The sequence below is a fragment of the Devosia sp. Z6_126 genome (assembly GCF_058133495.1).
The window spans coordinates 935,054-961,399 of sequence record NZ_JBYUNO010000001.1; the positions used below are offsets into that span (position 1 = coordinate 935,054).

Below are 26,346 nucleotides of genomic sequence, written 5' to 3' on the forward strand. Positions count from 1 at the left end.
ATTGAAGCGAGGTGGCGCCTCGGCCGGGCCCACATTGAAATCACCGGGGCTGCGCTTAAGTAAGAACCGACAAGTTCTGGAGTTCTCCCCATGAGTGATGCAGCATTCCCCGGCTGGCACGGGACGACGATCGTTTCCGTGCGCAAGGGCAACAAGGTCGTGGTGGCTGGCGATGGCCAGGTGTCCATGGGCCAGACCGTGATGAAACACGGCGCCAAGAAGGTGCGACGCCTGGCCGGGGGCAAGGTGATCGGCGGCTTTGCCGGCTCTACCGCCGATGCCTTTACCCTCTTTGAGCGCCTCGAAGCCAAGCTCGAGCAATATCCCGACCAGCTGATGCGCGCGGCCGTTGAGCTGGCCAAGGACTGGCGCGGCGACAAATATCTGCGGCGGCTGGAAGCCATGATGATCGTGGCCGACAAGAAGGACACGCTGGTGCTGACCGGCAATGGCGATGTGCTGACCCCCGATCATGGCGTGATCGCCATCGGCTCGGGCGGCAACTACGCCCATTCGGCAGCGCTGGCCCTGCACCAGGCCACCGAACTCGATGCCGAGGATGTGGCGCGCCGGGCGATGAAGATCGCCGAGGAAATCTGTGTCTACACCAATGGCAATGTGACGGTGGAAACCATCGAGCTGGACGCGTGAGTTTTTCGGTCCGGCAATTGACGGCGGCGGATGCCGAAGCGTTCCGGACGATCCGGCTCGAAGCGCTGCTCGATACACCGGAAGCCTTTGGCGGCGATCATGGCGAGGAAAGCCAGCAACCGCTCGAGGCCTTTACCGAGCAACTGACGGGCAGCGCCGTGTTTGGTGGCTTTGTTGCGGAAAGACTCTGCGGCGTGGTCGGCCTGTATTGGAGCCAGAGCGCCAAGCGGCGGCATATCGGCAATCTTTATACCGTCTATGTCCGCCCCGAGGCGCGCGGCCAAGGCATGGCGCTGCCGCTGATCGAGGCGGCCGTGGCCCATGCGAGACAGCTCGGCCACCAGCAGGTGCTGCTGGCCGCTGGCGCAGAAAATGCACCGGCCCTGGCGCTGTACCGGAAGGCCGGGTTTGAAATCTACGGGACCGAACCGCGGTCTCTTTATGTGAACGGTCGTTACATCGACGAACACCTGATGGTGCGCTTGCTCGACGAGGCACCAGGAAAGACAACGAAATGAGTGAAACCAATTTTTCCCCGCGCGAGATCGTCAGCGAGCTCGACCGCAATATCGTGGGTCAGGCGGATGCCAAGCGCGCGGTAGCCGTGGCGCTGCGCAATCGCTGGCGGCGCCAGCAGCTGCCGCCCGAATTGCGGCGCGAGGTGACGCCCAAGAATATTTTGATGATCGGGCCCACCGGCGTCGGCAAGACCGAAATTTCGCGCCGCCTCGCCAGGTTGGCTCAAGCACCATTCATCAAGGTGGAAGCCACCAAGTTCACCGAGGTGGGCTATGTCGGGCGGGATGTGGAGCAGATCATCCGCGACCTCGTGGAAGCGGGCATTGCCGTGCTGCGCGACAAGCGCCGCGCCGATGTGCAGGCCCAGGCGCATCATAATGCCGAAGAGCGGGTGCTCGATGCCTTGGTCGGCACGTCAGCCACGCCTTCAACCCGCGATTCCTTCCGCAAGAAGCTGCGGGCCAACGAGCTCGACGACAAGGAAATCGAGATCGAGCTGACCCCATCGCCCTCGACTGGTGGTTTTGAGATGCCGGGCATGCCCAATGGCGGGATCGGCATGATCAATCTATCGGACATGTTCAAGTCGGCAATGGGCGGGCGCGGGGTTAAGCGCAAGCTCAAGGTCAAGGATGCCTATGAGCCGCTGATCGCCGAGGAAGCCGACAAGCTGCTCGACCAGGAACAGCTCAAGACCGAATCGATCGAGCTGGTGGAAAACCACGGCATCGTCTTCATCGACGAGATCGACAAGGTGGCGGCGCGCGAGGGCGGCGTGCAGGGCGGGCCATCGCGCGAAGGCGTGCAGCGCGACCTGTTGCCGCTGATCGAAGGCACGACCGTCGCGACCAAATATGGGCCGGTCAAAACCGACCATATCCTGTTTATCGCTTCGGGCGCGTTCCATGTGAGCAAGCCCTCGGACCTGCTGCCCGAATTGCAGGGCCGCCTGCCGATCCGGGTCGAACTCAAGGCGCTGACGCGCGAGGATTTCATCGGAATTTTGAGCGACACCGAAGCCAGCCTCATCAAGCAATATGTGGCGCTGATGGGTACGGAAGGGGTGACGCTTGAATTCACCCCGGATGCCATCGAAGCCATTGCCGATGCGGCGGTGCGGGTAAATTCGTCGGTGGAAAATATCGGCGCCCGGCGGCTGCAAACCGTGCTGGAACGGCTGGTGGAAGACATCTCGTTCGAGGCCCCGGACAAGCAGGGCGAGACCATCCGAATCGATGCGGCCTTCGTGGCCGAGAAGGTCGGCGTGCTGGCGGCGGACACGGATCTGAGCAAGTTCGTGCTGTAGTCTTTTGAGTGTGAAGGGGTGGGAGGTGGTTCTCTCACCCCTTTTGATTTTGCCCGCGTGATGGCTTCCAGCCGCGTAAAGGTTAAGTAGCCAACCATCGGGGGTGGGATGGGGCGGTGAGCCGACAGACAGCACCGGCCCTAACAGCTCAAAACTACCGGCGGGTGGAGCGGCGTACCAGTTCGGTGTGGAGGAACCGGAGGTCTTCGGCGGTGAGCTTGCCGATATCGGCAGCGAGGCGGTTGGTGAGTTCAGTGGCTTCGGGGACCATGCCGGCAGTGTCGATGGTTATCTTGGGGTCGCTGATTTCGGCGAGGCGCTGCAGTTCCTCGGCTTCGTCCCAGATGACGTTGAAATAAGCGATGATGCGGTGGAGGAGAAAGCCGGTGGGCTTGCCGCGCCGGCCGTGCTCGAGAGCGGATAGATAGGCGCTCGAAACCTGGAGCGCCGCTGCCATGTCCTTGAGCTGGATGCCGCGTTCTTCGCGCAGCGCGCGCAATTTGGCGCCAAGCGGGGTCATTGGCGGCGCAGGCGCACATACCACGCGCCCTCCCCGCCATGGCCGCGGGCCGCCAGTGTCCAGCCTGATACCAGTGGCGACAGCGCCGGCTCGCTCAGCCAGATCGGCAACATGGTGCGCAAGACGCCGCGCTCGTTCATGGCGGCAATGTAGTCATTGTCGGTACGGGCACCCTTGCCGGTGATGACGAGGAGCGTGCGATCGCCACGGGCCCAGCGCGATTGCACATAGCGATGCAGCGCGCTGCGCGCTTCGTTCTGGGTCATGCCGTGCAGATCGATGGTGCCATCGATATCGATCCGGCCTTTGCGCACCTTTTTATGGATGGCGGGCTCGATGCTGCGCTCGGGAGGTGGTGCGCTGGGGAGCGGCGCCTGGTACGGCGCGAGGAACGGTTTGCGGGGCGGCTTGGGCTTGCCGGGAGCGGGCCGCGCAGGGGGCTCAGCGGGCGTTTCGGCCGGCGGCATGGGCAGCGGCCCAGCCCCCATGCGCATCAGCCCCTTGCGCCGGAGCGGATCTACCGTTGCGGCGACCGTCGTCCACAAGTGGAAGTCATGCGGCAGCCGCTTGGGATCACGCTTGGACATGAATGGGTGCCAGCCCGGGTCAGTCGAGCTGGCTGGTGGTGACGACCTTCCAGTTAGGATCGCGCGACTTGGGGTTGCGCGCAAAGGTCCATTCGTCGGCGACGGTTTGCACCTGATCGGCATTCCCTTCAACCAGATTGCCGTCCTTGTCGCGGGTGGCGGAAACCACTTCGGCATGGAAGCGCACGGTCACGAGTACGGACTTGCCATTGTTCTCGGCTTCCGAGATTTCCACCTTGGGCAGGCCCACAAAGGTGAAGTCGACGGTCTGGCCCGCCGCTTCCCGGTCGGTGATAGCGCGGTTGAAGCCGTCAAACACGTCCTTTTCCAGCAGCGTCTTGAGCAGAGCGCGGTCGCCGGCGGCAAAGCCGGTCACGATCATTTCATAGGCCTGCTTGGCGCCGTCGAGGAAGGATTTGGGCGTAAAGGTGGGGTCGGCCGCCGCGACGTCGCGCATGCCCTGTGCCAAAGGCTGATTGCCGCGCGAATGCTGCTCGATCTCGGCCTCGAGCTTGCGGGCGCGCCGCTCGTCATCAAGTTCAGGTTGGCCGGCGCCACGCGGGCGCAGCGGCACGACGGTATCGTCGGCGGCAGCGGCCTCGGCGGGTTTGCGGCGCTCGACGGGTGGACGCTCGGTTCCCGTCCGCGTTCCCAGCACCGAACGCAGCCGGAATAAAACAATCACGGCTACCACGATCACAATGAGAGTGGGCAGATCGAGAAAATCGTCCATCAATGCACCTTTGCTTGAAGCGCCGCAAAGGACGCTGATGCGCTCGCATGCGCACGAAGTGTTTCTATATATAGGCAAAGCTGACGGCGAAACCAGTTCGCCAGCGGGCAAGTTGCATTGTGTCGCGCCACCCCGCATCTGGCTTAACAAGGAGTGTTCGCGTGATCCGCTATCTGCCGTTTGCCCTGCTGCTGCTGCCTATTGTCGAGATTGCCTTGTTTATCAAGGTGGGACAGACAATCGGCCTGTGGCCAACGCTGGGGCTCGTGATCCTCGCGGCGCTCCTCGGCGCGGTGCTGTTGCGCCAGCAAGGGGTGAGCGTGCTAACGCAAATGCGCCAGCGCATGAACCGGGGCGAGATGCCGGCGCGCGCCATTGCTGATGCGATGATGCTGGGGATCGCCGCGGTGCTCCTGGTGCTGCCGGGCTTTTTCTCCGACATTGTCGCCATTCTCCTGCTGCTGCCGCCGGTGCGCAGTTGGATCTACCGGAGCCTTGCCAAGCGCATGACAGTGGTGAGTACCGCGAGCTATCAAAGCTCGACCGCCTGGAACGAGCGCCGGATCGATCGCCCCGATACAATCGATCTGGATGACGACGAATTCCGGGAGAAATAGGCGCTCCGGGCTTGGCTTGTTCGCTCGAAGCAAAGATGCTAGCCAGCGCGCAAGAAAAAACCGGACAGAGGACCCACGATCATGGCTGACGAGACCCAGGGCAGCGCCGCACCCCAGGCCAGCACCGCCCCCAGCATGAACCTGGTTGGGCAGTATATTCGCGACTTGTCGTTTGAGAATCCGGGCGCACCGGGTTCGATCATGGCAGGCGGCGGCAACCCGGCCTTTAATGTTTCGATCAGCGTCGCCGTCAAAAAGCAGGCTGACGAAGTATTCGCCGTCGAGCTCACGCTCAACGCCAAGGCCAATCGCGAAACCACTCTGCTATTTGCGGTGGAGCTGGTCTATGGCGGCGTGTTCCGGCTGCGCAATGTTCCCGAAGCTCAGCTCAGCCAATTGCTGATGATCGAATGCCCGCGCCTGATCTTCCCGTTTGCCCGCCAGGTGCTCGCCAGCGTGACCCAGCAGGGTGGCTTCCCGCCGCTGATGATGGAGCCGGTGGATTTCGCTTCGATCTATCGCCAGAACCTGCAGGCCCTCGCAGCCAAGCAGAATGCGGGTGGCGCAAATGCTGCCGCTCCAGTGACTGCTGCCGATGCCGAAAGCGACAAGCCGAACTGAGTTCGGCTGGCACAATTTCAATAAACCAAACCCCGGGCTCGCGTCCGGGGTTTTTCGTTGATCAGGCGCTGAGCCGGGTCGGGACTTCGTCGGCGGCGAATTGGGTCCAGAGCGCCTCGGGCCCAAGCGAAGCGATGAAGGCGGCGTGGGCCGCCAGTTCCGCTTGCGTCAGCCGAGGTGGCAGGGGCAAGGGCCGGCGTGGGGCGGCTGCAAAGCTCGCAAGAGCCTCGGCGCCCGAAACGCGGTTTTCCGCCACCAGCGCCAGGCTCACCTGCTTGCCGCCGATCAGCTCGAGATAGACCTCAGCGAGAATCTCGCTGTCGAGCAGCGCGCCGTGGAGAGTCCGGCGCGAATTGTCGATACCGTAATGCTTGCACAAGGCATCAAGGCTCACGCGAGCGCCGGGGTGCCGCTCACGGGCGAGCATCACCGTATCGATCACCGTGTTGCGCAGAGCACCGCGACCAAGCTTGCCTAGTTCCGCGTTCAAAAAACCCATGTCGAATGGGGCGTTGTGAATGATCAGCGTGGCATCGCCGATGAACTGGCAGAAATCCTCGGCTACCTCGGCAAAAAGGGGCTTGTCGGCCAGAAATTCGTCGGACAGCCCGTGCACCCGAAACGCTTCCTCGGGCATGGTGCGCTGGGGATTGATATAGATATGGTAGGTCTTGCCCGAGGGGATATGGTTGATCAGCTCGACACAACCGATTTCCACCAGCCGGTCGCCCGTGGCGGGAGACAAGCCCGTGGTTTCCGTATCAAGGACGATTTCTCGGTTCATGCTTGTTCCTGCTGGCCCCGCAAGGCTTCGACCAGGGCCGCCACCTCAGCCTGCGTGACCGCGAGCGGCTTGCCCGTATCGAAAACGAAATCGGCGCGCTTCTGCTTTTCAGCCTGCGGGAGCTGGCGGGCAAGAATTGTTTGCAGCTTATCCACGGTCATGCCGGCGCGGGCCAGCGCGCGCTCGCGTTGAATGGCGGGGTCAACCAGGGTGACAGCCACGCCATCAAAGCTATAATCATGGCCCGTCTCATAAAGGAGCGGCACTTCAACAACGGCAAGGGTCTCGCCCGCCGCTGCCGCATCGGCGAGGAACTGGGCGATGCGGCTGCGCACCATGGGATGGACCAGGGCTTCGAGCTGGTCAAACTTTCCGGGGTTTTTGGCGAGTTGCAGCGATAGCCGCGTGCGATCAACGGCTCCCTCCACGACAACGCCGGGAAACAGCGCTTCGACGGCCGGAGCGGCAGCGCCGGCGTAAAGCTCGGCCACTGCAGCATCGGCGGAAAACACCGGCACGCCATTGGCCGCAAAGGCCGCGAGGACCGCAGATTTTCCAGTGGCGATGGAGCCCGTGAGGCCAAGGCGATACATGTTCAATGGTCCAGAGTGGCTTCGATCCGGGCGCGCAATTGCGGGGTGACCTCGGGCTGGATGCCGAACCAGGCGGCAAAGCCCGGCACGGCCTGATGGAGCAGCATGCCGAGACCATCAACTATGCGCAAGCCACGGGCGGCCGCATCGGCGAGCAAGGGAGTTTGCAGCGGCACATAAACCAGGTCGGTCACCAACACATCGGGCCGTAACTGGCCGAGGTCAAAATCGGCAAAGCCGGTGCCATGCATGCCAACCGAGCTGGTGTTGACCACGAGACCGGCTGATGGAGCGATGCTGTTGAACTCCTCCAGGTCGGCGACATCGATATCGCCGCCGATGCTCTGCGCCAGCCGGTCGGCCGTTTCGCGCGTGCGATTGAGCAGGATGATCGGGATATTGCGGCTTTGCAGCGCCACAAGGATCGCGCGGGCCGCGCCCCCTGCTCCAAGAACGATGGCTGCATCGAGCCCCTCGGACCAGCCCGGCGCGCCCTGATCGAGATTGCCGAGAAAGCCGAGATAATCAGTGTTGGTGCCGTGCACATGGCCATGCTCGGCCACCAGCGTATTGACCGCACCAATGCTGCGCGCCAGTGGATCCACCGTGTCGCACAGGGCAAACACGGCTTCCTTATGGGGAATGGTGACATTGCCGCCGGCAAATTCCCCACCACGCAGGCGCTCAAAAAAGCCGGGCAGATCGGCAGGCGCCACGTCGATGGCCTCATAGGTACCATCGATCCCGTGTTCGGCCAGCCAGGTGCCATGAATCAGGGGCGAGCGGGAATGGCCGATGGGGTGGCCGATAACGAAGGCTTTGCGGGTCAAGACTGGCTGGCTCCGAGCAACAGGTGTGGGGCAAAGCGCCGAAGCGCCCCGAGGAGGGGCAACAGGGGCAACCCCAAAATGGAGAAATAGTCGCCTTGCACCCGTTCGAACAGCTGAATGGAGGCCCCTTCCAGCCGATAGGAGCCGACAGATGCCAGAACGGCATCGCCTTCCGCATCCAGCACCGCCTTGATCTCGGCATCGCTGATGCCGCGCATGGTCAGCTCAACGGTGTCAACAAAGCTCCACACCACCTCCCCTCCCCGCGCCAGCGCCACGGCGGCATGGAGTTGATGGGTTTGGCCGCTGAGTTGGCGCAACTGTGCGGCCGCCCGCTGGCGATCGGCTGGCTTGTGCAGCAACTGTCCGCCAAAGGTTAAGGTCTGGTCGGCGCCAATCACCAGCGCGCCGGGATGGAGCAAGGAGATGTTAAGGGCTTTGGCGCTAGAGAGGGCCATAGCGACTGCCCTGCCCCCGCCCCCTTCGTTGAGGATCGTGGCTTCGGTCAGGCGCTCGTCGATAGCGGCAGGATGTGCGGCGAAACGCAAACCTGCCTGTATCAGCAAGGCCTTACGGGTTGCGCTTTGGGATGCAAGGATCAGCATGGCGGGATGTTTTCCACACTGCTATCCACAGCTCAAGCAATCTCTGTGTTCTTGACTCATAGATTCCGGCCAGGCGCCGAGTTGTTCGACCAGCTTAGTAAAACGTTAACATCTGGACTCCGGGAGGGGGCCGTTTAGAGTCAGCGGGAACTCTGGGGAAAACTTTTTGCCCTCCAGCCGCCGGCGAGGCAGGTTCACACAGCCTTAACCTTTGGCTTGACTCTGGGAGTCCGCGGGTTAACGCCGCGTTAACCTTTTGCGCATCGGCCCTCAAAGCAACGCCGCTGATTTGGATTCACAGCCTCGCCGCCGCAATCCTGCGTAACTGTGTCGCCACCACAGCGATTGTGGATGCCCGTGAATTAGAGCAAAACACCGCAATGATAATAGAGATACTAAGAACAAGAGTCTTTTCAGGGGTTTGGAAGGGAAAGTCACTGTGAGCCAAGTGGCCCTCAAGCCTCTTCTCGCCACCGTACTCGGTGAGCGACAGGCACGACCCCCGATCTGGATCATGCGCCAGGCTGGACGCTATCTCCCCGAGTATCGGGAAGTGCGCGCCCGCTCCAAAGGTTTCCTTGATCTGTGCTATTCGCCCGATCTGGCTGTGGAAGTGACGCTGCAGCCCCTGCGTCGGTTCCCGCTCGATGCAGCGATTTTGTTTTCGGACATTCTCGTCGTGCCCGATGCGCTGGGACAATCGGTTCGCTTTGAACAAGGCGAAGGCCCCCTGCTCGAGCCCATCACCGCGCAGACCCTGGGTCAGCTTCGTCCGGAACGGGTGCTCGAACACCTGGCGCCGGTGTTTGAAACCTTGCGGCGCCTCAAGCACGAACTGCCCGCCGACAAGACGCTGATCGGCTTTTGCGGTTCGCCCTGGACCGTGGCCACTTATATGATCGGCGGACGCGGTTCGCCCGATCAGGCGGCGGCGCGGTTGTTTGCGCTGCAGGAGCCGGCGGCCTTTGCGGCTTTGATGGACATCCTGGTACAAGCCAGCATCGATTATCTCGTGGCGCAATTTCAAGCGGGCGCCGATGTGGTGCAGCTGTTTGAAAGCTGGGCCGTCAATCTCGACGAAGAAGCGTTCCGCACACAGGTGATTGAACCCAATCGGCGGATCGTCGAAGGCGTACGCCAGCGCGTGCCCAATGCGCCGATCATCGGCTTTCCCCGTGGCGCGGCCGGCAACATCGCCGCCTATGTCGCCGCGACGGGGGTGAATGCCGTGGGTCTGGATTATTCCACTCCGCTCGGCTTTGCCCAGAACGCGGTGCCACCCGGGATGGCGGTCCAAGGCAATCTTGATCCGCTGCGGCTGGTTGCCGGTGGCCCGCAGATGGAAGAGCGGGCGCGCCAGATCATCGCCGCCTTTGCCGATCGTCCGCATATCTTCAATCTGGGGCACGGCATTGTGCCGCAAACGCCAATCGCTCATGTCGAGCGGCTGGTCGAGCTGGTCAAGAACGGGTAGCGGGCATGTATGAATGGGTTAAAGCGGGGCATGTGATTGTCGTGATCGCCTGGATGGCGGGCATGCTCTATCTGCCGCGTTTGTTCGTTTATCACTCCGTCACCACCCCGGGCACGGAGCAATCGGAAACCTTCAAGATCATGGAGCGGCGGCTGCTCAAGGGGATCATCAACCCCGCCATGATCGCCACTTTCGTCTTCGGACTATGGATGATCCATATGGGCGCGGTCGACTGGAGCCAGGGTTGGCCGTGGCTCAAGGCGGCGTTTGTGATCGGGCTGACGGCGTGCCATGGCATTCTCGTTCGCCACACCAAGAACTTTGCCGCGGACGCCAACACCAAGCCGCAGCGCTACTTCCGGATCATCAACGAAGTGCCGACCGTGTTGATGATCGGCATCGTCATCGCTGTTATCGTGCGGCCGTTCTAGCCGTTCAGGCGCGAAAAACGCCATTGCACCGCGCTTGTCGCTTGAAATAAGCGGCAAGCCGGGCTATCTGAAACGAAATGCTTCCGCGCTTTCGCGACCGCCCAGGTTGCTTGCGGGGCCTTACACCCCCCTCCTCTCCGCCTTTTCGATTTCCCGCAGGGTCATCCTCTACATGCAGAATATGAAGCTCAGCGAGCTCAAGGCCAAATCTCCGGCCGAACTTCTTGTGTTCGCAGAAGAACACGAAGTTGAAAATGCATCGACCATGCGCAAGCAGGAGTTGATGTTCGCCATTCTCAAGCAGTTGGCGGAGCGCGAAGTCGACATTACTGGCGAAGGCGTGGTGGAAGTTCTTCCCGATGGCTTCGGTTTCTTGCGGTCGCCCGATGCCAACTACCTGCCGGGTCCGGACGATATCTATATCAGCCCCTCGCAGATCCGCCGCTTCGGCCTGCGCACCGGCGATACGGTGGAGGGCCAGATTCGCTCCCCCAAGGAAGGCGAGCGCTATTTCGCCCTGGTCAAGGTCAACACCATCAATTTCGAAGATCCTGAGGCGGTACGCCACAAGGTCAACTTCGACAATCTCACCCCGCTTTACCCCGAAGAGCGGCTGCGCATGGAATTGCCGGACCCCACGGTTCGCGATCGCTCGGCGCGGGTGCTCGATCTCGTGGCACCGCTGGGCAAAGGGCAGCGCGCTCTGATCGTCGCACCCCCGCGCACCGGCAAGACCGTGCTGCTGCAGAACATCGCGCAGTCGATCGCCACCAACCATCCCGAATGCTATCTAATCGTGCTGCTGATCGACGAACGGCCTGAAGAAGTGACCGACATGCAGCGCTCGGTTCGCGGCGAAGTCATCTCCTCGACCTTTGACGAGCCCGCCAGCCGCCACGTTCAGGTCGCCGAAATGGTGATCGAAAAAGCCAAGCGCCTCGTCGAGCACAAGCGCGACGTGGTGATCCTCCTCGACTCCATCACCCGCCTTGGCCGCGCCTACAACACCGTCGTGCCAAGCTCGGGCAAGGTTCTGACCGGCGGCGTGGATGCCAACGCCCTGCAGCGGCCCAAGCGCTTCTTCGGTGCGGCGCGCAACATCGAGGATGGCGGTTCGCTGACCATCATTTCGACCGCGCTGATCGATACCGGCTCGCGCATGGACGAAGTGATCTTTGAAGAGTTCAAGGGCACGGGTAACTCCGAAATTATTCTTGATCGCAAGGTCGCCGACAAGCGCATCTTCCCCGCGCTCGACATCACCAAGTCGGGCACCCGCAAGGAAGAACTGCTGGTGGAAGCCGACATCCTCAAGAAGATGTATGTGCTGCGCCGGATCCTCACGCCCATGGGCACAATCGATGCCATGGAATTCCTCACCGACAAGATCCGCCAGACCAAGACCAATTCGGATTTCTTTGATTCGATGAATACCTGAGCCGCGGGGCGAGGGTGGATCAATGCGCCTGGGCGATACGATTGTAGCATTGTCGTCCGGCGCGACGCCTTCGGGCGTGGCGGTGATCCGGCTCTCGGGTCCCGCCGTGCAAGAGCTGCTCCTGGCGGTGACAGGCGTCTTGCCCAAGCCGCGGCAGCTTACCTTGCGCAGCATTGGTGCCGGCACGGCACTCGATCGGGGTCTCGTGGCGTTTTTCCCGGGCCCCAGGAGCTTTACCGGCGAAGATTGCGCCGAATTGCAGGTGCATGGATCGCCGGCCGGCGTGCGCGCCATTCTCAAATTACTCGTGGAGCAGGGGGCACGCCTCGCCGAAGCTGGTGAGTTCACCCGGCGCGCCTTCGAGAACGGCAAGCTCGATCTCGTCGAAGTCGAAGGGCTCGGCGACCTACTGGAAGCGGAAACCGAGAACCAGCGTCGCCAAGCGCTGGCGCGGCTTGAAGGCGGGCTTAGCAGCAAGATCGGCGGCTGGCGCGAGCAACTGCTCGATCTGCGGGCCGAGATCGAAGCGCGGCTCGATTTTTCCGACGAGGGCGATGTCGGGGAGGCCCTGCCGGAAGGCTTTGGTCGTAGCATTGCGGCGCTTGATCAAGAAATCGCCCAAGCGCTGAGCAGCGTCGAGCATGGCCGAATCGTGCGCGAGGGTATTCGCGTGGCGCTGGCCGGCCCCCCCAATGTGGGAAAGTCCAGTCTGCTCAATGCCTTGGCGCGTTCGAACATTGCCATTGTCACCGATGAAGCGGGCACGACGCGCGATGTGCGCGAAGTGCCGCTTGATATTGGTGGGCAGCTATTCGTGCTGCTCGATCTCGCGGGGTTGCGTGACACCGACAGCAAGGCCGAAGCAGAAGGCATCCGCCGGGCCCGTCAAGCCATGCAGAGTGCCGACCTCGTGCTCTGGCTTGAGGCGCCGGACATCGAGCCCGTTGAGCCCCCGGCAGATTTGGCGCCATTGCTGCGGGTCAGCACCAAGGCCGACATGGGTCAGGTGAGCCCAGATGCTGATTTGGCAGTGTCGACGCTGGATGGCAGCGGCGTGGAGCAGTTGTTGCAGCGCCTAGCTGATTTAGGGCAAGATTACACCGGCGGCGAGCCGGCGCTGTTGAGCCGCGAGCGCGATCGTGCAGCCTTGGTGGCGGCACGGGAAGCAATGGGTTGGGCCACGCGGCTGCTCGATGAACCCGAGCTTGCGGCTGAGCAGTTGCGGTTGGCCTCGAGTGCCCTGGAGCGGCTGGTGGGCCGGCTCGATCCGGAAATGGTACTGGATCGCCTGTTCACAAGCTTCTGTATCGGCAAGTAAGCCGGGCTGTGCGATGCCGGCAATGATTCACGTGGAACATTGCTTCACGGGTTGTTGGAGTTTGCGGAATGACTGAGTTCGGAGTGATCGTGGTGGGCGGGGGCCATGCCGGCTGTGAGGCCGCGGCCGCCTCAGCCCGCATGGGTGTGCCGACGGCGTTGATCACCCATCGGTTCGCCACCATTGGCGAGATGAGCTGCAATCCGGCCATCGGCGGCTTGGGCAAGGGACACCTGGTGCGCGAGATCGATGCGCTCGACGGCTTGATGGGCCGCGTTGCCGACGCCGCCGGCATCCAGTTCCGGGTGCTTAATCGGCGCAAAGGCCCGGCGGTGCGCGGGCCGCGCGCCCAAGCGGATCGCAAGCTGTATCGCCAGGCTATGCAGGCAGCCATTACTGCGCAGACGAACCTGCAGGTCATCGAGGGCGAAGTCGATGACATCAGCGTTGGCAGTGACGGCAAGGTGTCGGGGGTAGTTCTGCTCGATGGGCGTTGTTTCAGCACCAGAAGCGTGGTGCTGACCACCGGCACGTTTTTGCGGGGCTTGATCCATCGGGGTGAAGAAACCACGCCGGCTGGGCGGTTCGGGGAAGGGCCGGTGCTTGGGCTGTCGGCGCGGCTGGAGCAACTCGGTCTGCAGCTTGGCCGGCTTAAGACCGGCACGCCGGCGCGGCTGGATGGCACCACCATTGATTACGCGCAGCTTGAAGCCCAGCCGGGTGATACGCCGCCTGAGCCCTTTTCCATGCTTACGGCTGCAATCACGACGCCGCAGGTGGAATGCCACATTACCCGGACCACGGCCGATACGCATCGCATCATTGGCGAGAATTTGCATCGCTCGGCGATGTATTCCGGTCGCATCCAGAGCCGTGGGCCACGCTATTGCCCGTCGATAGAGGACAAGATCGTCCGCTTTGCCGATCGCGATAGCCACCAGATCTTTCTGGAACCAGAAGGCTTGGGCGACAGCACGGTTTATCCCAACGGTTTGTCGACCTCGCTACCCGAGGACGTACAGGCGGCCTTCCTGCGCTCCATGCCCGGACTGGAGCAGGTGCGGATTGTTCGCCCAGGCTACGCAATCGAATATGATTATGTTGATCCGCGGGAGCTTCGCGCCACACTGGAACTGAAGCGCCAGCCCGGATTGTACCTGGCGGGGCAGATCAACGGGACAACGGGCTATGAGGAGGCAGGGGCGCAAGGCTTGCTGGCCGGTGCCAATGCTGCGGCGGCGGTGCAGGGACGGGCCCCGCTGGTCCTGTCGCGTACCGAGAGCTATATCGGGGTGATGGTTGATGACCTGGTCACCCGCGGCGTGACTGAGCCCTATCGCATGTTCACATCGCGGGCGGAGTTCCGGCTGCACCTGCGCGCCGACAATGCCGATCAGCGTTTGACCCAGCTGGGGATCGAGTGCGGGCTCGTGGGTCAGCAGCGCTCGCAGATGTTCCAGGCGAAGGCGGCAGCCCTCGATACGGGGCGGTCGTTGCTCCAGACCCTTCGCGTCAGCCCCACAGTGGCACGACGGGCCGGGATTGCTGTGAATGCCGATGGGCAATCGCGCTCCGCCTTTGAGCTGTTGTCCTATCCGGACGTTGCCTTCGATGACGTGCGCAAGCTCTGGCCGGAACTTGACAGCATAGCTGCGCCAACGCTGGAGCAGTTGGTGGTGGATGCGCAATACGCCGTCTACCTCGATCGGCAGCGCAAGGACATTGAGGCGGTGCGGCGGGACGAGCAACGCAGTATTCCCGATGATTTCAATTATCAGACGCTGCCCGGTCTTTCGAGTGAGCTGCGCCAGAAGCTCGCTAAGGCGCGACCCCAGACCATTGCTCAGGCACAGGCAGTGGATGGCGTTACCCCGGCCGCGATCACCCTGGTTCTGGCGGCCATCCGACGTGGAGATGTGAGGCAGCGTGCCAGTGCCTAACAGCAGTATAGAACGCTACGCACAGTATTTTTCTCGTAGTCAGGGCGAAGTAGAGGCCGATCTGCAGGATTATGAGAGTCTGTTGCGGCGCTGGCAGGCGGTGCAGAATCTGGTTTCACGTGAAACACTGGACCAGGTCTGGACGCGCCACTTTGCCGATAGTCTGCAAACTCTGGCTCTTGTTCGGGCAGAAGACCGGAACTTTCTCGATCTCGGCAGCGGGGGCGGGCTGCCAGCTTTGCCAATGGCAATCGCGCTGAAGGACACCCCGGCGCAGTTCACCCTGGTTGAACCCACAGGCCGCAAGGTAAGCTTCCTGCGCACCGTAGCGCGCGAGCTTGGCCTCGCCGTCACCGTGATTCCCAAGCGCAGCAACGAGATTGATTCACGTGAAACAGCGATTCCCGACGTGATCACTTCACGCGCCTTGGCGGCACTACCGCAGCTCTGCGGCATGATGCAGCCGTTCTTCGGCCCGCACGCCCGTGCACTGCTACACAAAGGCCGCGAATATGGTGAAGAGATCAGCGAATCGCGTGCTTTATGGGCATTCGACGTGGTAGTAGCGCAAAGCGACACTGATCCGCATGGCGTGCTGCTTGAACTCACCGGACTGAGATCTCGCTAGCAGCGGTGTACTGGAGGCGAATTTGGCACCCCGTATTCTCACATTGGCGAACCAGAAAGGCGGCGTGGGTAAAACTACAACCGCCATCAACCTGGCCACCGCTCTCGCTGCCATTGGCGAACGCGTGCTGATCGTGGACCTCGATCCACAGGGCAATGCTTCCACCGGTCTTGGTATCGCCCGCAACGAACGCGAGATTTCCGCCTACGACCTGCTGGTGGGCGAAGCGACCGTGGTCGAGTCGGCTGTTTTGACCAGCGTTCCCAATGTGGCGATCGTTCCATCCACCATGGACTTGCTTGGCGTCGAGCTGACCATTGCCGCGCAGGCAGACCGCGCCTTCAAGCTGCGCAACGCGTTCAAAGCTCTGGGTGACCTCAAGATCAATGACCAGGCGATCAGCTATGTGCTGATTGACTGCCCGCCCTCGCTCAACCTCTTGACCATCAATTCGCTGGTCGCCGCCGACGCTGTACTGGTGCCGCTGCAATGCGAGTTCTTTGCGCTTGAGGGTTTGAGCCAGCTGCTGCAGACCATCGAGCAGATCCGCTCGACGCTCAATCCGCGCCTGTCGATCCAAGGCGTGGTGATGACGATGTTCGATCGCCGCAACAATTTGTCCGAGCAGGTGCTGCATGATGTGCGCAGCGAAATGGGCGAATTGGTGTATGACACGGTCATTCCGCGCAACGTGCGCCTGAGTGAAGCACCATCGTATGGTAAACCCGCCTTGCTCTATGATCTGAAATGTGCGGGCAGCCAGGCCTATCTGCGATTGGCCACTGAAGTTATTCGGCGCGAGCGCCAGCTCAACGCGGCTTAGGAGAGCGTTAATGAACGATAAACCAACGCGGCTCGGCCGCGGGCTTGCGGCTTTGATCGGCGATATGGCGACGATGGAAGGCAATCGGGTCACCGACATGCAGGGGACTAAGCGCCTCCCGGTCGAATTCATCATTGCCAACCGGTCCAATCCCCGCCGTACCTTCAATGCCGATCAGCTCGAAGAGTTGACCAATTCCATTCGCGAGAAAGGCATCATGCAGCCGCTGCTGGTGCGCCCGAGCGAAGATCCGCATCTGTTCGAAATCATCGCCGGCGAACGCCGCTGGCGGGCCGCCCAAAAGGCGGGGCTGCATGATGTGCCGGTGATCGTGCGGGAGGTCGGGGACAAGGAAGCCCTCGAGCTCGCCATCATCGAGAACGTGCAGCGGGCCGATCTCAATCCGCTCGAAGAGGCCATGGGCTATGGTCAACTGATGGAGCAGTTCGAATACACCCAGCAGGATCTGGCGCAGGTGATCGGCAAGAGCCGCTCGCATGTCGCCAATACGCTGCGGCTGCTTCGCCTACCCGAAGACGTCAAGGAGATGGTCTCGAGCGGCGATTTGACCGCGGGCCATGCCCGCACTCTGATCACGGCGGAAGATCCGGCCAGACTGGCGCGGCAGATCGTGGATGAAGGCCTTTCCGTGCGTGAGGCCGAGGCGTTGAGCCAACAGCGTGAGTTTGCGCCCAAGAAGCGCAGCACGCCAACCGAGCGCGACAGCGATACGGTGTCGCTGGAGCGACGTTTGTCGGACGCGCTGGGCCTATCGGTGTCGCTCAATCATGGCGACAAGGGCGGCAAGATCGAGATTCGCTACAAGACCATGGAACAACTCGACGGCATTTGCCATCGGCTGACTGGCGCCGGGAACTAGGCTTTAATGGCTTGCGGCCGCCGTGCAGATGCTCAGCAAAGCACGGCGCAGCACCGGTTCGGCCAAGGCCGGACGACGGCGCGACTCCCCGGTGGCGAGCAGGAGCCGCTCCAACGCCGTGCCTAGTGCAGTATCAGACCAAAGCCGCAGCTGCTGCTCCAGGCTCGAGCGGCGCGAGAAATGCGGCTTGGGCTTCAAGCTATCCAGGACATCGCGGGGGCTGCGGCCCTTGTCGACTTCGGTGCGCCAGCGCCGCAGATTGGCGAAGTGAATGGTCGTCGTGGCGAGCAGTCGCTGGGGATCGACGGCGCCGCTCAAAGCTCGATTGAGCATCAGTTCCAAACGCTCGGCATGACCGCCAGCAGTCGCATCGATGATAGCGTCGATTACCAGTGCACCGTTGTCGGCGCACAGGCGCAGCACATCTTCGCGCGTCAGCTGCTTGCTCGCCGCAGCATAAAGGCTGAGCTTGTCGAGCTCGCGCCGGGTGACTTCACGATCATTGCCCAAGATTTCGAGCAGGGTGGAGACCACGTCACCATCCGCCCTAATGCCTTGGGCATTGAAGGTTTCGCGGATGAGGGCGGAAAGGGTCTCGTCCGTATCGGCATAGCAGGGCAGGGCGCGACCGAGCTTGGCTGCTTCCACAAGGGCCCGCAGGGCGTCCCGCGGGGCCAGATTGCCGGCTTCGAGCACGATGGCGGAGCCGCCGGGATCATCGCGTAACTGCGTCAGCGGCATGACAAGGCTTTTGCCGGCGCCCCGAACTCGGATGATGCGCTTGCCGCCAAACAGCGATGTACTGCGCGCTTCGAGCACCAGCAGGGAAGGGTCGGCATCGAGCTGGGCGCTGTCCAGCACGATCAAATCGGCGGCTTCGGGATCATCGCCGCTGAGGCGGCGGATGAGGGTCTGCGCGGTTTCGCGAACGAGCCCGGTGTCGGGCCCGTAGACGAGAAAAATGCCCTCGCGGAGGTCGGGCCGGGCGAGATAGCGCGCGACCTCATGAGCCTTGAGCGCGCTCATCTAGCGCGACAGGACGGCCAGGAGCCCGAGACGCAGTGACTCGGCGACCGATTGGGCCGCGCGTTCCGCGGCTTCGGTGCCGGCCATGCGATCGGCCAGAACCTGATCATTCTTGGTGAAGCTCGCTGTCGCCGTGCGGGTGAGCACGATCGGCTTGCCACTTGGTAAGGCTGCCACGGTCAGGGTGCCGGTAATGGTCACTTCGAGCGGCTTGTAGGGGCTGCCAGTTTGCGACAGCGCCGCATCGGCATAGGTTACTGCGAGGCTGACGCGGGCCTCGCGAGGGGTAGCAGTGGCCGAATTGCTGAAGCTTTCAGCCAGCTCCTGGTAGATGATTTGCTCGAGCCGGTTGCCCGGCTTGGCAAAGCTCAGCGCAAACTGCTCGACCAGCGCCGCATTGGCTTGCCCATAGACCGGCGAGAAGCTGCAGCCACCCAAGGTGGCCGCAGCAGCGACAAGGCCAAGAGCGAGCAATGCGCTCCGGAGCGGGCTAGACCACGACATTGACGATCCTGTCCGGCACCACGACGATCTTGCGCGGTGTCTTGCCGTCCAGCATGCGGGCAATCGCTTCAAGTGACAAGACCATGCGCTCGATCTCGGCAGGGGCGGTGCCCTTGGCCGCCGTGATTTCACCACGCCGCTTGCCGTTGACCTGGATGGGCATGACCACGTCATTGTCCACGAGGAGCGCCGGATCGACCTGGGGCCAGGCTGCATCGGCCACGAGACCGTCGCGGCCTAGTGCCTGCCAGCAGGTTTCTGCCAGGTGCGGCATCATCGGGGCGATCAGCTGCACGAGATAGCCAACGCCTTCCTCGAGCGCGGCGAGACGCGCAGCAGGCGCTGCGGACACCAGGCCCGAGGAGCGCACCAGGGCATTGGTCAGCTCATAGATCTGAGCGACAGCGCGGTTGAAGCGCAGGCCTTCAATGTCGTCTGCGACCTGCTGCACGGCACGGTGGGCGGCGCGGCGCAGGGCGATGGCTTCTTCGTCGGCGGCAACAGGGGCGAGGTCCTGCGACTGGGCGCGCAGGGCCACCGTGTCGCCTACCAGTCGCCAGACGCGCTGCTGGAAGCGGCTGGCGCCTTCAACGCCCGCTTCGGTCCATTGCACGTCGCGCTCGGGCGGGGAGTCCGAGAGCATGAACCAGCGCGCGGTATCGGCGCCATAGGTGGCGACGATCTCGTCGGGATCAACGACGTTCTTCTTGGACTTGCTCATCTTTTCCACCGAGCCGATGCTGATCGGCGCGCCGGTTTCGAGATGCGTGGCGGAGCGGGTTTCGCTGCTGGTTTCGAGCACGACGTCCACCGGGGCGACCCATTCGCCCGCTGCCGAGCGATAGGTTTCATGGGTGACCATGCCCTGGGTGAAGAGGCCCTTGAACGGCTCATCGAGCCCCACATGGCCGGTCGCCTTCATCGCGCGGGTGAAGTAGCGGGAATAGAGCAGGTGCAAAATCGCGTGCTCGACGCCCCCGATATACTGATCGACCGGCAGCCAGCGATTGGCAATGGCCGGCACCGTCGGGGTTTCCGCCTGAGGTGCGGTGAAGCGCGCATAATACCAGGAGCTGTCCACGAAGGTGTCCATGGTATCGGTTTCGCGCCGGGCGGGGCCGCCGCATTGCGGGCAGGGCACGTGCTTCCAGGTCGGGTGATGATCGAGGGCGTTGCCGGGTTTGTCGAAGGTGACATCCTCGGGCAGCACTACCGGCAGGTCCTTTTTGGGGACGGGCAGGGTGCCGCAGACCTCGCAATGGATCACCGGGATCGGGCAGCCCCAATAGCGCTGGCGCGAAACGCCCCAATCGCGCAGGCGATAATTGACCTCGACCTTGCCCTGCGGCTTGCCGTCGACGGTCCGCTCGGCAAAGAACTGCGCTGCGGCGGTCTTGGCTTCGGCAATGGAGAGACCGGAAAGGAAGCCCGAGTTGAAGATGTGACCAGTGTCAACATAGGCTTCATCGCCAATGGCAAAGCTGGCCGCGTCCGCGTCGGGCGGCAGCACGACGGGGATCACCGGCAGGTCATATTTGCGCGCAAAGTCGAGGTCACGCTGGTCATGGGCCGGGCAGCCGAAAATGGCGCCCGTGCCATAGTCCATCAGCACGAAATTGGCGACATAAACAGGCAGGGTCTGGCCTTCGAGCACGGGGTGCTTGACGTGGAGGCCGGTGAAGACGCCCTTCTTTTCCGCTTTTTCGATGGTTTCGGTTGCCGTGCCGAGGCGCCGCGTTTCCTCGACGAACTCGGCCAGCGCCGAATTGCTGCCCGCCAGTTCAGCCGTCAGCGGGTGATCGGGGGAGAGGGCGACAAAGGAGGCGCCGAAAATGGTGTCGGGGCGGGTGGTGAAGACCTCGATGCTGCCGGCATTGACGGTGTTGTTGGGCACCATCTCAAACAGCAGGCGCAGCCCTTCGGAGCGGCCGATCCAGTTGCGCTGCATGGTGCGCACTTTTTCGGGCCACTCGGTCAGGCCATCGAGCGCTTCGAGCAGCTCTTCGGCAAAGTCGGAGATCTTGAAGAACCACTGCGTCAGCTCGCGCTGTTCCACGACGGCGCCCGAGCGCCAGCCCTTGCCATCGATCACCTGCTCATTGGCGAGCACGGTCATGTCGACGGGATCCCAGTTCACCTTGCTTTGCTTGCGGGTAACGAGGCCGGCCGCCATCATGTCGATGAACATGGCCTGCTGGTGCTTGTAGTATTCGGGCTCGCAGGTGGCGAATTCGCGCGTCCAGTCGATGGACAGGCCCATGGATTTGAGCTGGCCCTTCATGGTCGCGATATTGGCGCGGGTCCAGGTGCCGGGATGGGTCTTGCGCTCGATCGCGGCATTTTCCGCCGGCAGGCCGAAAGCGTCCCAGCCCATGGGGTGCAGCACATTCTTGCCCCGGGCGCGGTGATAGCGCGCGACAACGTCGCCCATGGCATAGTTGCGCACATGGCCCATATGGATGCGCCCCGAAGGATAGGGGAACATTTCGAGCACGTAATAGGGCTCGCGCGGGTCATCATTGGAGGTCACAAAGCTTTGGCGCTGGTCCCAGACCTGCTGCCAGTGCGGTTCCATTTCGCGCGGATTATAGCGTTCGCCGCTCAATCTATCAGTCCTTGGGGGCAAATGCGCAGTATGCCGAAAGGGCGAAGCTGCTTGCGTTTATTGGGGATTTTGGCTACCGGACCATCATCAGAAATCACCCCTCAGGTCAACAGCAACAGGGCAAAAGCGTGAGCGAGACTGCAGTGGACGCGCCGGCGCGGCTGGCCGAAATCCGTCATCGCATCGCGCGGGCGCAGGCTCGCTTCGAGCCAAGGTTGGCCGAGGTCAAGCTGGTGGCGGTATCCAAGACCTTCGATGCCGACGCGATCGTCCCCTTTCTCGTGGCAGGGCAGCGCGTCTTCGGCGAGAACCGGGTGCAGGAGGCAAAAGGCAAATGGCCGACGCTGCGCGAGCGTTTTGCCGATGTGGAACTGCACCTGATCGGGCCGCTGCAGACCAACAAGGCGCGCGATGCGGTGGCCCTGTTCGATGTGATCCAGAGCGTCGACCGCGACAACCTAGCTGAGGTGCTGGCCGCTGAGATGGCGCGTGCGGGGCGGAAATTGCCCTGCTATGTGCAGGTCAATATTGGGGAAGAACCGCAAAAGAGCGGCATTGCGCCGGCCGAAGCCGTGGCGTTTGTGGAGCGCTGCCGGAGCGTGCATGGGCTCGATGTGGTGGGGTTGATGTGCATCCCACCCGATGGGGTGCCGCCTGGGCCTTATTTTGCTCATCTGGCCACGCTGGGCCGGGCGGCCGGGGTGTCGCGCCTCTCCATGGGCATGAGCGGGGACTTCGAAACGGCGATCGCCATGGGCGCCACCGATGTGCGGGTTGGATCGGCACTGTTCGGGGCGCGTCCGCCGCTTACCTAAGTCAGCCAAATGGTTAGCGCGCGATAAACTTGGCGCGGTTTTCTCGCGCACTGCAACTTCTGGCCGCCATGTTCCGTTGCTTATCACCGTAACGGCGACGTGACCGGCAGGCCAGCGTTCCAGCAGGCAGCCTTTTGCACTCGCCCTGGTCCAAGTCCGGAGCGAATCCCATGAACAAGCGCCGCATTCTTCTGGTTGATGACGATGCGGATCTGCGCCAGACGCTGGTGGATCAACTCGAAGACGAACGCGAATTCGAGATCGTGCAGGCCGCCAGCGCCAATGATGCGCTCAAAGCCACCCGCGAAAGCAATATTGACCTCATGATCCTCGATGTCGGCCTGCCCGACATGGATGGGCGCGAGGCGGTCAAGATCCTGCGCCAGGAAGGCTTCAAGAGCCCGATCCTGATGCTGACGGGGCAGACCAGCGATGCCGATCAGATCAAGGGGCTGGAATCGGGCGCCAATGACTATCTGACCAAGCCCTTCCGCTTTCCGGTGCTGATGGCGCGCATCCGCTCGGCGCTGCGCCAGCACGACCAGAGCGAAGACGCGGTGTTCACCATCGGGCCTTATAGCTTCCAGCCGGCGGCCAAGATGCTCGAGGCTAATGACGGGGGCAAGGTGCGCCTCACGGACAAGGAAACCTCGATCCTCAAATATCTCTACCGGCAGGGCCCAAAAACCATCACCCGGGATGTGCTGCTCAAGGAGGTGTGGGGCTACAACAACCGCGTGACCACCCATACGCTCGAAACCCACATCTATCGCTTGCGCCAGAAAATCGAGCGTGACCCGTCTCATGCCCGGCTCCTGGTGACCGAAGAAGGGGGCTATCGCCTCGTCCCCTAGCCCATTGGCGCTAAAGGGGGTTCAAAGCGGGAGCCGAATTGCCCTATAGCTTGGCGAACCGCTTCGGACCGACCGGGCGACCCGCTGATTTGTTGGATAGGGCGATATTATGGACGATACGGCCGCGATGTTGGCGCGGGCCGAGTTCCTGGAAATGTGCGACGACGAGCAGCGGCGCATGCTGGCCTTTGCCGGCGACCAGCAGCATTTTGGCGCCGAACAGGTGCTGTACCGGGCCGGCGAGATCCCGAGCGGCGCCTTTGTGCTGCTCGAGGGAGTCCTGCAGGTGGCGCCACAAGGCGACGGCTCGGCCCCCTATACAATCGATGAGCCCGGCAGCGTTGTTTCTGCCATGGCGCTGATCCTGGCCAAGCCTCGTCCCGTCACCATCACTGCTTTGACCGAAGCCCAGGTGTTTTTCGTGCCGCGGCACGCTTTCATGAAGCTGGTGCAGCAGTCCCCGGTGCTGGCGCAGCGCGTGGCCGAGCGCATCCAGGCCGACCTTGGCAGCTATCTCGAAGCGCTGCAGCCCATTCGCAACAAGTTCAAGCGCTAGGCGTCACAGGCCAAATTGGGCGATCACCGGCACGTGGTCAGAGGGCTTCTCGGTCCAGCCGCGCGCCGGCTTGATGATCTCGGCCCCTGAGCAATGGGCGGCCACGTCTGCGGTGGTCCAGATATGGTCAAGCCGGCGACCGCGATTGCTTTTTTCCCAGTCGAGCCCGCGATAGCTCCACCAGGAAAACAGCTTCTGGTCATAAGGGAAATGCTTGCGCACCACGTCCACCCAGCCGTGGCCCCCCGCCAGCAAGGCATCGAGCCGGTCGGTTTCAGCTGGCGTGTGGCTGATGACCTTGAGCATCTGCTTGTGGCTCCACACGTCGTTCTCGTGCGGGGCGACATTGAAGTCACCGGCGATGAGCTGGCCCTGGGCGAACTGCGGTTCGGCAAACCAGAGCGCCATTTCGTCGAGGAAATCGAGCTTGTGCTTGAACTTGACGTTGATCTCGGCGTCAGGCTCGTCCCCGCCAGCCGGGATATAGAAGTTGTGGAGGGTCACGGGGCCATTGCCCCAATCAAGCCGCGCCGAAACGTGGCGGGACTGCTCGATATTGCAGAACTGGCGGGTGGCAATCTCGGTGAGGGGAAAGCGCGAGATGATCGCCACCCCATGATAGCCCTTCTGCCCGCTCACCGCCTGATGGGGATAGCCAGCTTCGGTAAAGGCCACGCGTGGGAACTGGTCCTCGGTGCACTTGATCTCCTGGAGCATCAGCACATCGGGGCTATATTGCTTGAGAAAGTCGAGCACCATGGGCAGGCGCAAGCGCACCGAGTTGATGTTCCAGCTGACAACGGCAATCGGCATGGGTGGATCCAGTTGTTCGGGGTGGCGCCCTTATGGCTGAGCGGAGCGGCGGGCGTCCAGCCGCTAAAGGGGCGCAGGCCGGGCTTTCCTTGACTCGAAGGCGTGAAAACTCTATGCAACACCCATTCATCAGGCCGTACCTGATCCGCCGACCGGGACCCCAAGTGGTATAAAACGATCCCGGAGGCCACCATCCGCCAGCGCGTTGCGCCCGCGGGTGGGTTTGGCGTTTGGGCTGATGGATCTTATCTCTCCTCGGATCACCCGAAGAGAATAAAGGACAAGTTCATGTTCGAGAGCCTTTCAGACCGGCTTGGCAAGATCTTCGAGGGACTGCGAGGGCGCGGTGCGCTCAACGCTGCCGATGTCGATGTAGCGCTGCGCGAAATCCGCCGCGCGCTGATCGAGGCCGACGTGTCGCTCGAAGTGGTGCGTGCCTTTGTGGAACAGGTGCGCGAGCGCGCGGTAGGCGCCGAAGTCACCCGTTCGGTCACGCCCGGCCAGCAAGTGGTCAAGATCGTCCACGACCAGCTCGTTGCCGTGCTGGGCGAGGACGCCGTTGCGATCGATCTCAATGCGCCTGCGCCCGTAACCCTCCTAATGGTGGGTCTGCAGGGCTCGGGCAAGACCACGACCACGGCCAAGATTGCCAAGCGCCTCAAGGACCGGCAGAAAAAGAAGGTGCTGCTGGCCTCGCTCGATACAAGCCGCCCCGCTGCCATGGAGCAGCTGCGGGTGCTGGGCGAGCAGGTGGGCGTTGCCACTTTGCCGATCGTCGCGAGCGAAACCCCGGTCGAGATCGCGCGGCGCGCCGCGCGCGAAGCCCGGCTGGGCGGCTTTGATGTGCTGGTGCTCGATACCGCCGGTCGCACCCATATCGATGAAGAGCTGATGGTCGAAACGACCCAGATCAAGTCGATCGCCAATCCGCACGAAATCCTGTTGGTCGTCGACGCCCTGACCGGTCAGGACGCGATCAATGTGGCGCGCTCGTTCGATGAGCGGCTCGATGTCACGGGTATCGTCCTTACCCGCGTCGATGGCGATGGCCGCGGGGGCGCTGCGCTTTCGATGCGTGCCGCCACCGGCAAGCCGATCAAGTTGATCGGCGTGGGCGAAAAGATGGATGCGCTTGAGGATTTCCATCCCTCGCGCATTGCCGACCGGATACTCGGCATGGGGGACATCGTTTCCCTGGTCGAGCGGGCGGCTGAGCATGTGTCGGCCGAAGACGCCGCCAAGATGGCCAAGAAGCTCAAAAAGGGCTCCTTTGACCTCGAGGACCTGCGCAACCAGCTGCTGCAGATGAAAAAGATGGGCGGCATGGGTGGCCTCATGGGCATGCTGCCGGGCATGGGCCAGATGAAAAAGGCCATGGCCGGCGCCAATGTCGACGAAAAGATCTTTGATCGCCAGGTCGCCATCATCAATTCGATGACCAAGAAGGAGCGGGCGGAGCCTGACCTGCTCAATGCCTCGCGCCGCAAGCGCATTGCCGCTGGCGCGGGCGTGGAAGTCAGCGAAATCAACAAGCTCATCAAGCAGCATCGGCAGATGGCCGATATGATGAAAAAGGTCTCCAAGGGCGGCATGGGCGCACTTGGCGGCATGTTCGGCGGCAAGATGGGCAATATGCTGGGCGGCATGCCGGACCTGAGCAATATGGATCCCGCACAACTCGAAGCCATGGCCCGCCAGGCCGGCATCGATCCCAAGCAGTTGCAGGGCCTGCCCTCCGTGCAGCCGCAGCTGACCGAAAAGCTGCCGACCGATGTCGGCTCGCTGCTAAAATCCGCCCCGGGTCTACCCGGCCTGGGCGGTGCTCCCCGTTTCCCCGGCCTGCCTGGCTTGGGCAAGAAAAAGTAACCCTTCAAC

Annotated in this window: 28 protein-coding genes; 17 read left to right on the plus strand and 11 right to left on the minus strand. The window is 62.5% G+C overall.

Annotated features, from left to right (window positions below):
- Nucleotides 1-90: 90 nt before the first annotated feature.
- Genes hslV through hslU form a run of 3 tightly spaced genes read left to right on the plus strand, consistent with a single transcriptional unit; the run spans nucleotide 91 to nucleotide 2,476 of the window.
- The gene (gene hslV / locus AC3YOG_RS04585) at nucleotides 91-651 is read left to right on the plus strand and encodes an ATP-dependent protease subunit HslV (RefSeq protein ID WP_127754969.1); all 561 of its coding nucleotides are present in this window, start codon (nucleotides 91-93) and stop codon (nucleotides 649-651) included.
- Nucleotides 648-1,169: a GNAT family N-acetyltransferase gene (locus tag AC3YOG_RS04590; RefSeq protein ID WP_489934241.1), complete on the plus strand. Its 522-nt coding sequence runs from the start codon at nucleotides 648-650 to the stop codon at nucleotides 1,167-1,169. Before hslV ends, AC3YOG_RS04590 begins: the two co-directional genes overlap by 4 nt.
- Nucleotides 1,166-2,476: an ATP-dependent protease ATPase subunit HslU gene (hslU, locus tag AC3YOG_RS04595; protein WP_489889519.1), complete on the plus strand. Its 1,311-nt coding sequence runs from the start codon at nucleotides 1,166-1,168 to the stop codon at nucleotides 2,474-2,476. The genes AC3YOG_RS04590 and hslU overlap by 4 nt, the downstream gene beginning before the upstream one ends.
- A gap of 154 nt (nucleotides 2,477-2,630) precedes the next feature.
- Here the strand turns inward: hslU and AC3YOG_RS04600 are convergent, their stop codons facing one another.
- From AC3YOG_RS04600 to AC3YOG_RS04610, 3 genes are read right to left on the minus strand one after another with little or no spacing between them, the layout of a single operon-like run.
- Entirely contained in the window at nucleotides 2,631-2,996 is a 366-nt protein-coding gene (locus AC3YOG_RS04600) for a helix-turn-helix domain-containing protein (RefSeq protein WP_172121695.1), read from the minus strand.
- Nucleotides 2,993-3,583: a Smr/MutS family protein gene (locus AC3YOG_RS04605; protein ID WP_172121694.1), complete on the minus strand. Its 591-nt coding sequence runs from the start codon at nucleotides 3,581-3,583 to the stop codon at nucleotides 2,993-2,995. Before AC3YOG_RS04605 ends, AC3YOG_RS04600 begins: the two co-directional genes overlap by 4 nt.
- A gap of 19 nt (nucleotides 3,584-3,602) precedes the next feature.
- Nucleotides 3,603-4,316, minus strand: a complete 714-nt coding sequence (locus AC3YOG_RS04610) for a Tim44/TimA family putative adaptor protein (protein ID WP_127754964.1) — start codon at nucleotides 4,314-4,316, stop codon at nucleotides 3,603-3,605.
- Between the two features lie 161 nt (nucleotides 4,317-4,477).
- Here AC3YOG_RS04610 and AC3YOG_RS04615 point away from each other — a divergent pair, with 161 nt between their 5' ends.
- Complete coding sequence (locus AC3YOG_RS04615) at nucleotides 4,478-4,933, plus strand: FxsA family protein (RefSeq protein ID WP_489934242.1); 456 nt, start codon at nucleotides 4,478-4,480, stop codon at nucleotides 4,931-4,933.
- Nucleotides 4,934-5,014: 81 nt separating this feature from the next.
- Nucleotides 5,015-5,554, plus strand: a complete 540-nt coding sequence (secB, locus tag AC3YOG_RS04620; protein WP_127754962.1) for a protein-export chaperone SecB — start codon at nucleotides 5,015-5,017, stop codon at nucleotides 5,552-5,554.
- 61 nt (nucleotides 5,555-5,615) lie between these two features.
- On the opposite strand, the gene dnaQ is transcribed toward secB, so the two are convergent.
- The 4 genes from dnaQ to AC3YOG_RS04640 are packed head-to-tail and all read right to left on the minus strand — an operon-like array spanning nucleotide 5,616 to nucleotide 8,366.
- Nucleotides 5,616-6,338, minus strand: a complete 723-nt coding sequence (gene dnaQ / locus AC3YOG_RS04625) for a DNA polymerase III subunit epsilon (protein WP_489934243.1) — start codon at nucleotides 6,336-6,338, stop codon at nucleotides 5,616-5,618.
- Nucleotides 6,335-6,931: a dephospho-CoA kinase gene (gene coaE, locus AC3YOG_RS04630; RefSeq protein WP_489934244.1), complete on the minus strand. Its 597-nt coding sequence runs from the start codon at nucleotides 6,929-6,931 to the stop codon at nucleotides 6,335-6,337. Before coaE ends, dnaQ begins: the two co-directional genes overlap by 4 nt.
- 2 nt (nucleotides 6,932-6,933) lie before the next feature.
- Entirely contained in the window at nucleotides 6,934-7,761 is an 828-nt protein-coding gene (locus AC3YOG_RS04635; RefSeq protein WP_489934245.1) for a shikimate dehydrogenase, read from the minus strand.
- Nucleotides 7,758-8,366, minus strand: coding sequence for a Maf family protein (locus tag AC3YOG_RS04640; protein WP_489934246.1), 609 nt, complete (start codon nucleotides 8,364-8,366; stop codon nucleotides 7,758-7,760). Before AC3YOG_RS04640 ends, AC3YOG_RS04635 begins: the two co-directional genes overlap by 4 nt.
- Nucleotides 8,367-8,814: 448 nt before the next feature.
- On the opposite strand from AC3YOG_RS04640, the gene hemE reads away from it, so the two are divergent.
- The 8 genes from hemE (at nucleotide 8,815) to AC3YOG_RS04680 (ending at nucleotide 17,298) form a co-directional block, all read left to right on the plus strand.
- Entirely contained in the window at nucleotides 8,815-9,840 is a 1,026-nt protein-coding gene (hemE, locus tag AC3YOG_RS04645) for a uroporphyrinogen decarboxylase (protein WP_489934551.1), read from the plus strand.
- Nucleotides 9,841-9,845: 5 nt separating this feature from the next.
- Entirely contained in the window at nucleotides 9,846-10,271 is a 426-nt protein-coding gene (gene hemJ, locus AC3YOG_RS04650) for a protoporphyrinogen oxidase HemJ (protein ID WP_489934247.1), read from the plus strand.
- 172 nt (nucleotides 10,272-10,443) lie between these two features.
- Nucleotides 10,444-11,709, plus strand: coding sequence for a transcription termination factor Rho (gene rho / locus AC3YOG_RS04655; RefSeq protein ID WP_127754956.1), 1,266 nt, complete (start codon nucleotides 10,444-10,446; stop codon nucleotides 11,707-11,709).
- 22 nt (nucleotides 11,710-11,731) lie between these two features.
- Nucleotides 11,732-13,027 carry a tRNA uridine-5-carboxymethylaminomethyl(34) synthesis GTPase MnmE gene (gene mnmE / locus AC3YOG_RS04660; protein ID WP_489934248.1) on the plus strand — a complete coding sequence of 432 codons (1,296 nt, stop codon included), beginning with the start codon at nucleotides 11,732-11,734 and terminating at the stop codon, nucleotides 13,025-13,027.
- Nucleotides 13,028-13,095: 68 nt separating this feature from the next.
- Nucleotides 13,096-14,967, plus strand: coding sequence for a tRNA uridine-5-carboxymethylaminomethyl(34) synthesis enzyme MnmG (gene mnmG / locus AC3YOG_RS04665; RefSeq protein ID WP_489934249.1), 1,872 nt, complete (start codon nucleotides 13,096-13,098; stop codon nucleotides 14,965-14,967).
- Nucleotides 14,960-15,595: a 16S rRNA (guanine(527)-N(7))-methyltransferase RsmG gene (gene rsmG / locus AC3YOG_RS04670; protein WP_489934250.1), complete on the plus strand. Its 636-nt coding sequence runs from the start codon at nucleotides 14,960-14,962 to the stop codon at nucleotides 15,593-15,595. The genes mnmG and rsmG overlap by 8 nt, the downstream gene beginning before the upstream one ends.
- Before the next feature lie 22 nt (nucleotides 15,596-15,617).
- Entirely contained in the window at nucleotides 15,618-16,418 is an 801-nt protein-coding gene (locus tag AC3YOG_RS04675) for a ParA family protein (protein WP_127754952.1), read from the plus strand.
- Nucleotides 16,419-16,428: 10 nt separating this feature from the next.
- On the plus strand, nucleotides 16,429-17,298 hold the full coding sequence (locus tag AC3YOG_RS04680; protein ID WP_489934251.1) for a ParB/RepB/Spo0J family partition protein: 870 nt from the start codon (nucleotides 16,429-16,431) through the stop codon (nucleotides 17,296-17,298).
- 3 nt (nucleotides 17,299-17,301) lie between these two features.
- Here AC3YOG_RS04680 and holA read toward each other — a convergent pair whose 3' ends face one another.
- Genes holA through leuS form a run of 3 tightly spaced genes read right to left on the minus strand, consistent with a single transcriptional unit; the run spans nucleotide 17,302 to nucleotide 21,433 of the window.
- Nucleotides 17,302-18,324: a DNA polymerase III subunit delta gene (gene holA, locus AC3YOG_RS04685; RefSeq protein ID WP_489934252.1), complete on the minus strand. Its 1,023-nt coding sequence runs from the start codon at nucleotides 18,322-18,324 to the stop codon at nucleotides 17,302-17,304.
- On the minus strand, nucleotides 18,325-18,828 hold the full coding sequence (locus tag AC3YOG_RS04690) for a hypothetical protein (protein WP_489934253.1): 504 nt from the start codon (nucleotides 18,826-18,828) through the stop codon (nucleotides 18,325-18,327).
- Nucleotides 18,815-21,433, minus strand: a complete 2,619-nt coding sequence (gene leuS, locus AC3YOG_RS04695; protein ID WP_489934254.1) for a leucine--tRNA ligase — start codon at nucleotides 21,431-21,433, stop codon at nucleotides 18,815-18,817. The genes AC3YOG_RS04690 and leuS overlap by 14 nt, the downstream gene beginning before the upstream one ends.
- A 128-nt stretch (nucleotides 21,434-21,561) precedes the next feature.
- Here leuS and AC3YOG_RS04700 point away from each other — a divergent pair, with 128 nt between their 5' ends.
- The 3 genes from AC3YOG_RS04700 to AC3YOG_RS04710 all read left to right on the plus strand — a co-directional run bounded on the left by AC3YOG_RS04700 (nucleotide 21,562) and on the right by AC3YOG_RS04710 (nucleotide 23,658).
- Nucleotides 21,562-22,248, plus strand: a complete 687-nt coding sequence (locus tag AC3YOG_RS04700) for a YggS family pyridoxal phosphate-dependent enzyme (protein ID WP_489934255.1) — start codon at nucleotides 21,562-21,564, stop codon at nucleotides 22,246-22,248.
- 170 nt (nucleotides 22,249-22,418) lie between these two features.
- Nucleotides 22,419-23,102, plus strand: coding sequence for a response regulator transcription factor (locus tag AC3YOG_RS04705; RefSeq protein ID WP_489934256.1), 684 nt, complete (start codon nucleotides 22,419-22,421; stop codon nucleotides 23,100-23,102).
- Nucleotides 23,103-23,211: 109 nt separating this feature from the next.
- Nucleotides 23,212-23,658 carry a cyclic nucleotide-binding domain-containing protein gene (locus tag AC3YOG_RS04710; RefSeq protein WP_127754946.1) on the plus strand — a complete coding sequence of 149 codons (447 nt, stop codon included), beginning with the start codon at nucleotides 23,212-23,214 and terminating at the stop codon, nucleotides 23,656-23,658.
- Nucleotides 23,659-23,661: 3 nt separating this feature from the next.
- Here AC3YOG_RS04710 and AC3YOG_RS04715 read toward each other — a convergent pair whose 3' ends face one another.
- Nucleotides 23,662-24,471, minus strand: coding sequence for an exodeoxyribonuclease III (locus AC3YOG_RS04715; RefSeq protein WP_489934257.1), 810 nt, complete (start codon nucleotides 24,469-24,471; stop codon nucleotides 23,662-23,664).
- A 288-nt stretch (nucleotides 24,472-24,759) separates the two neighbouring features.
- Between AC3YOG_RS04715 and ffh the strand changes: the two genes are divergently transcribed.
- On the plus strand, nucleotides 24,760-26,337 hold the full coding sequence (ffh, locus tag AC3YOG_RS04720; RefSeq protein WP_489934258.1) for a signal recognition particle protein: 1,578 nt from the start codon (nucleotides 24,760-24,762) through the stop codon (nucleotides 26,335-26,337).
- Nucleotides 26,338-26,346 lie beyond the last annotated feature (9 nt).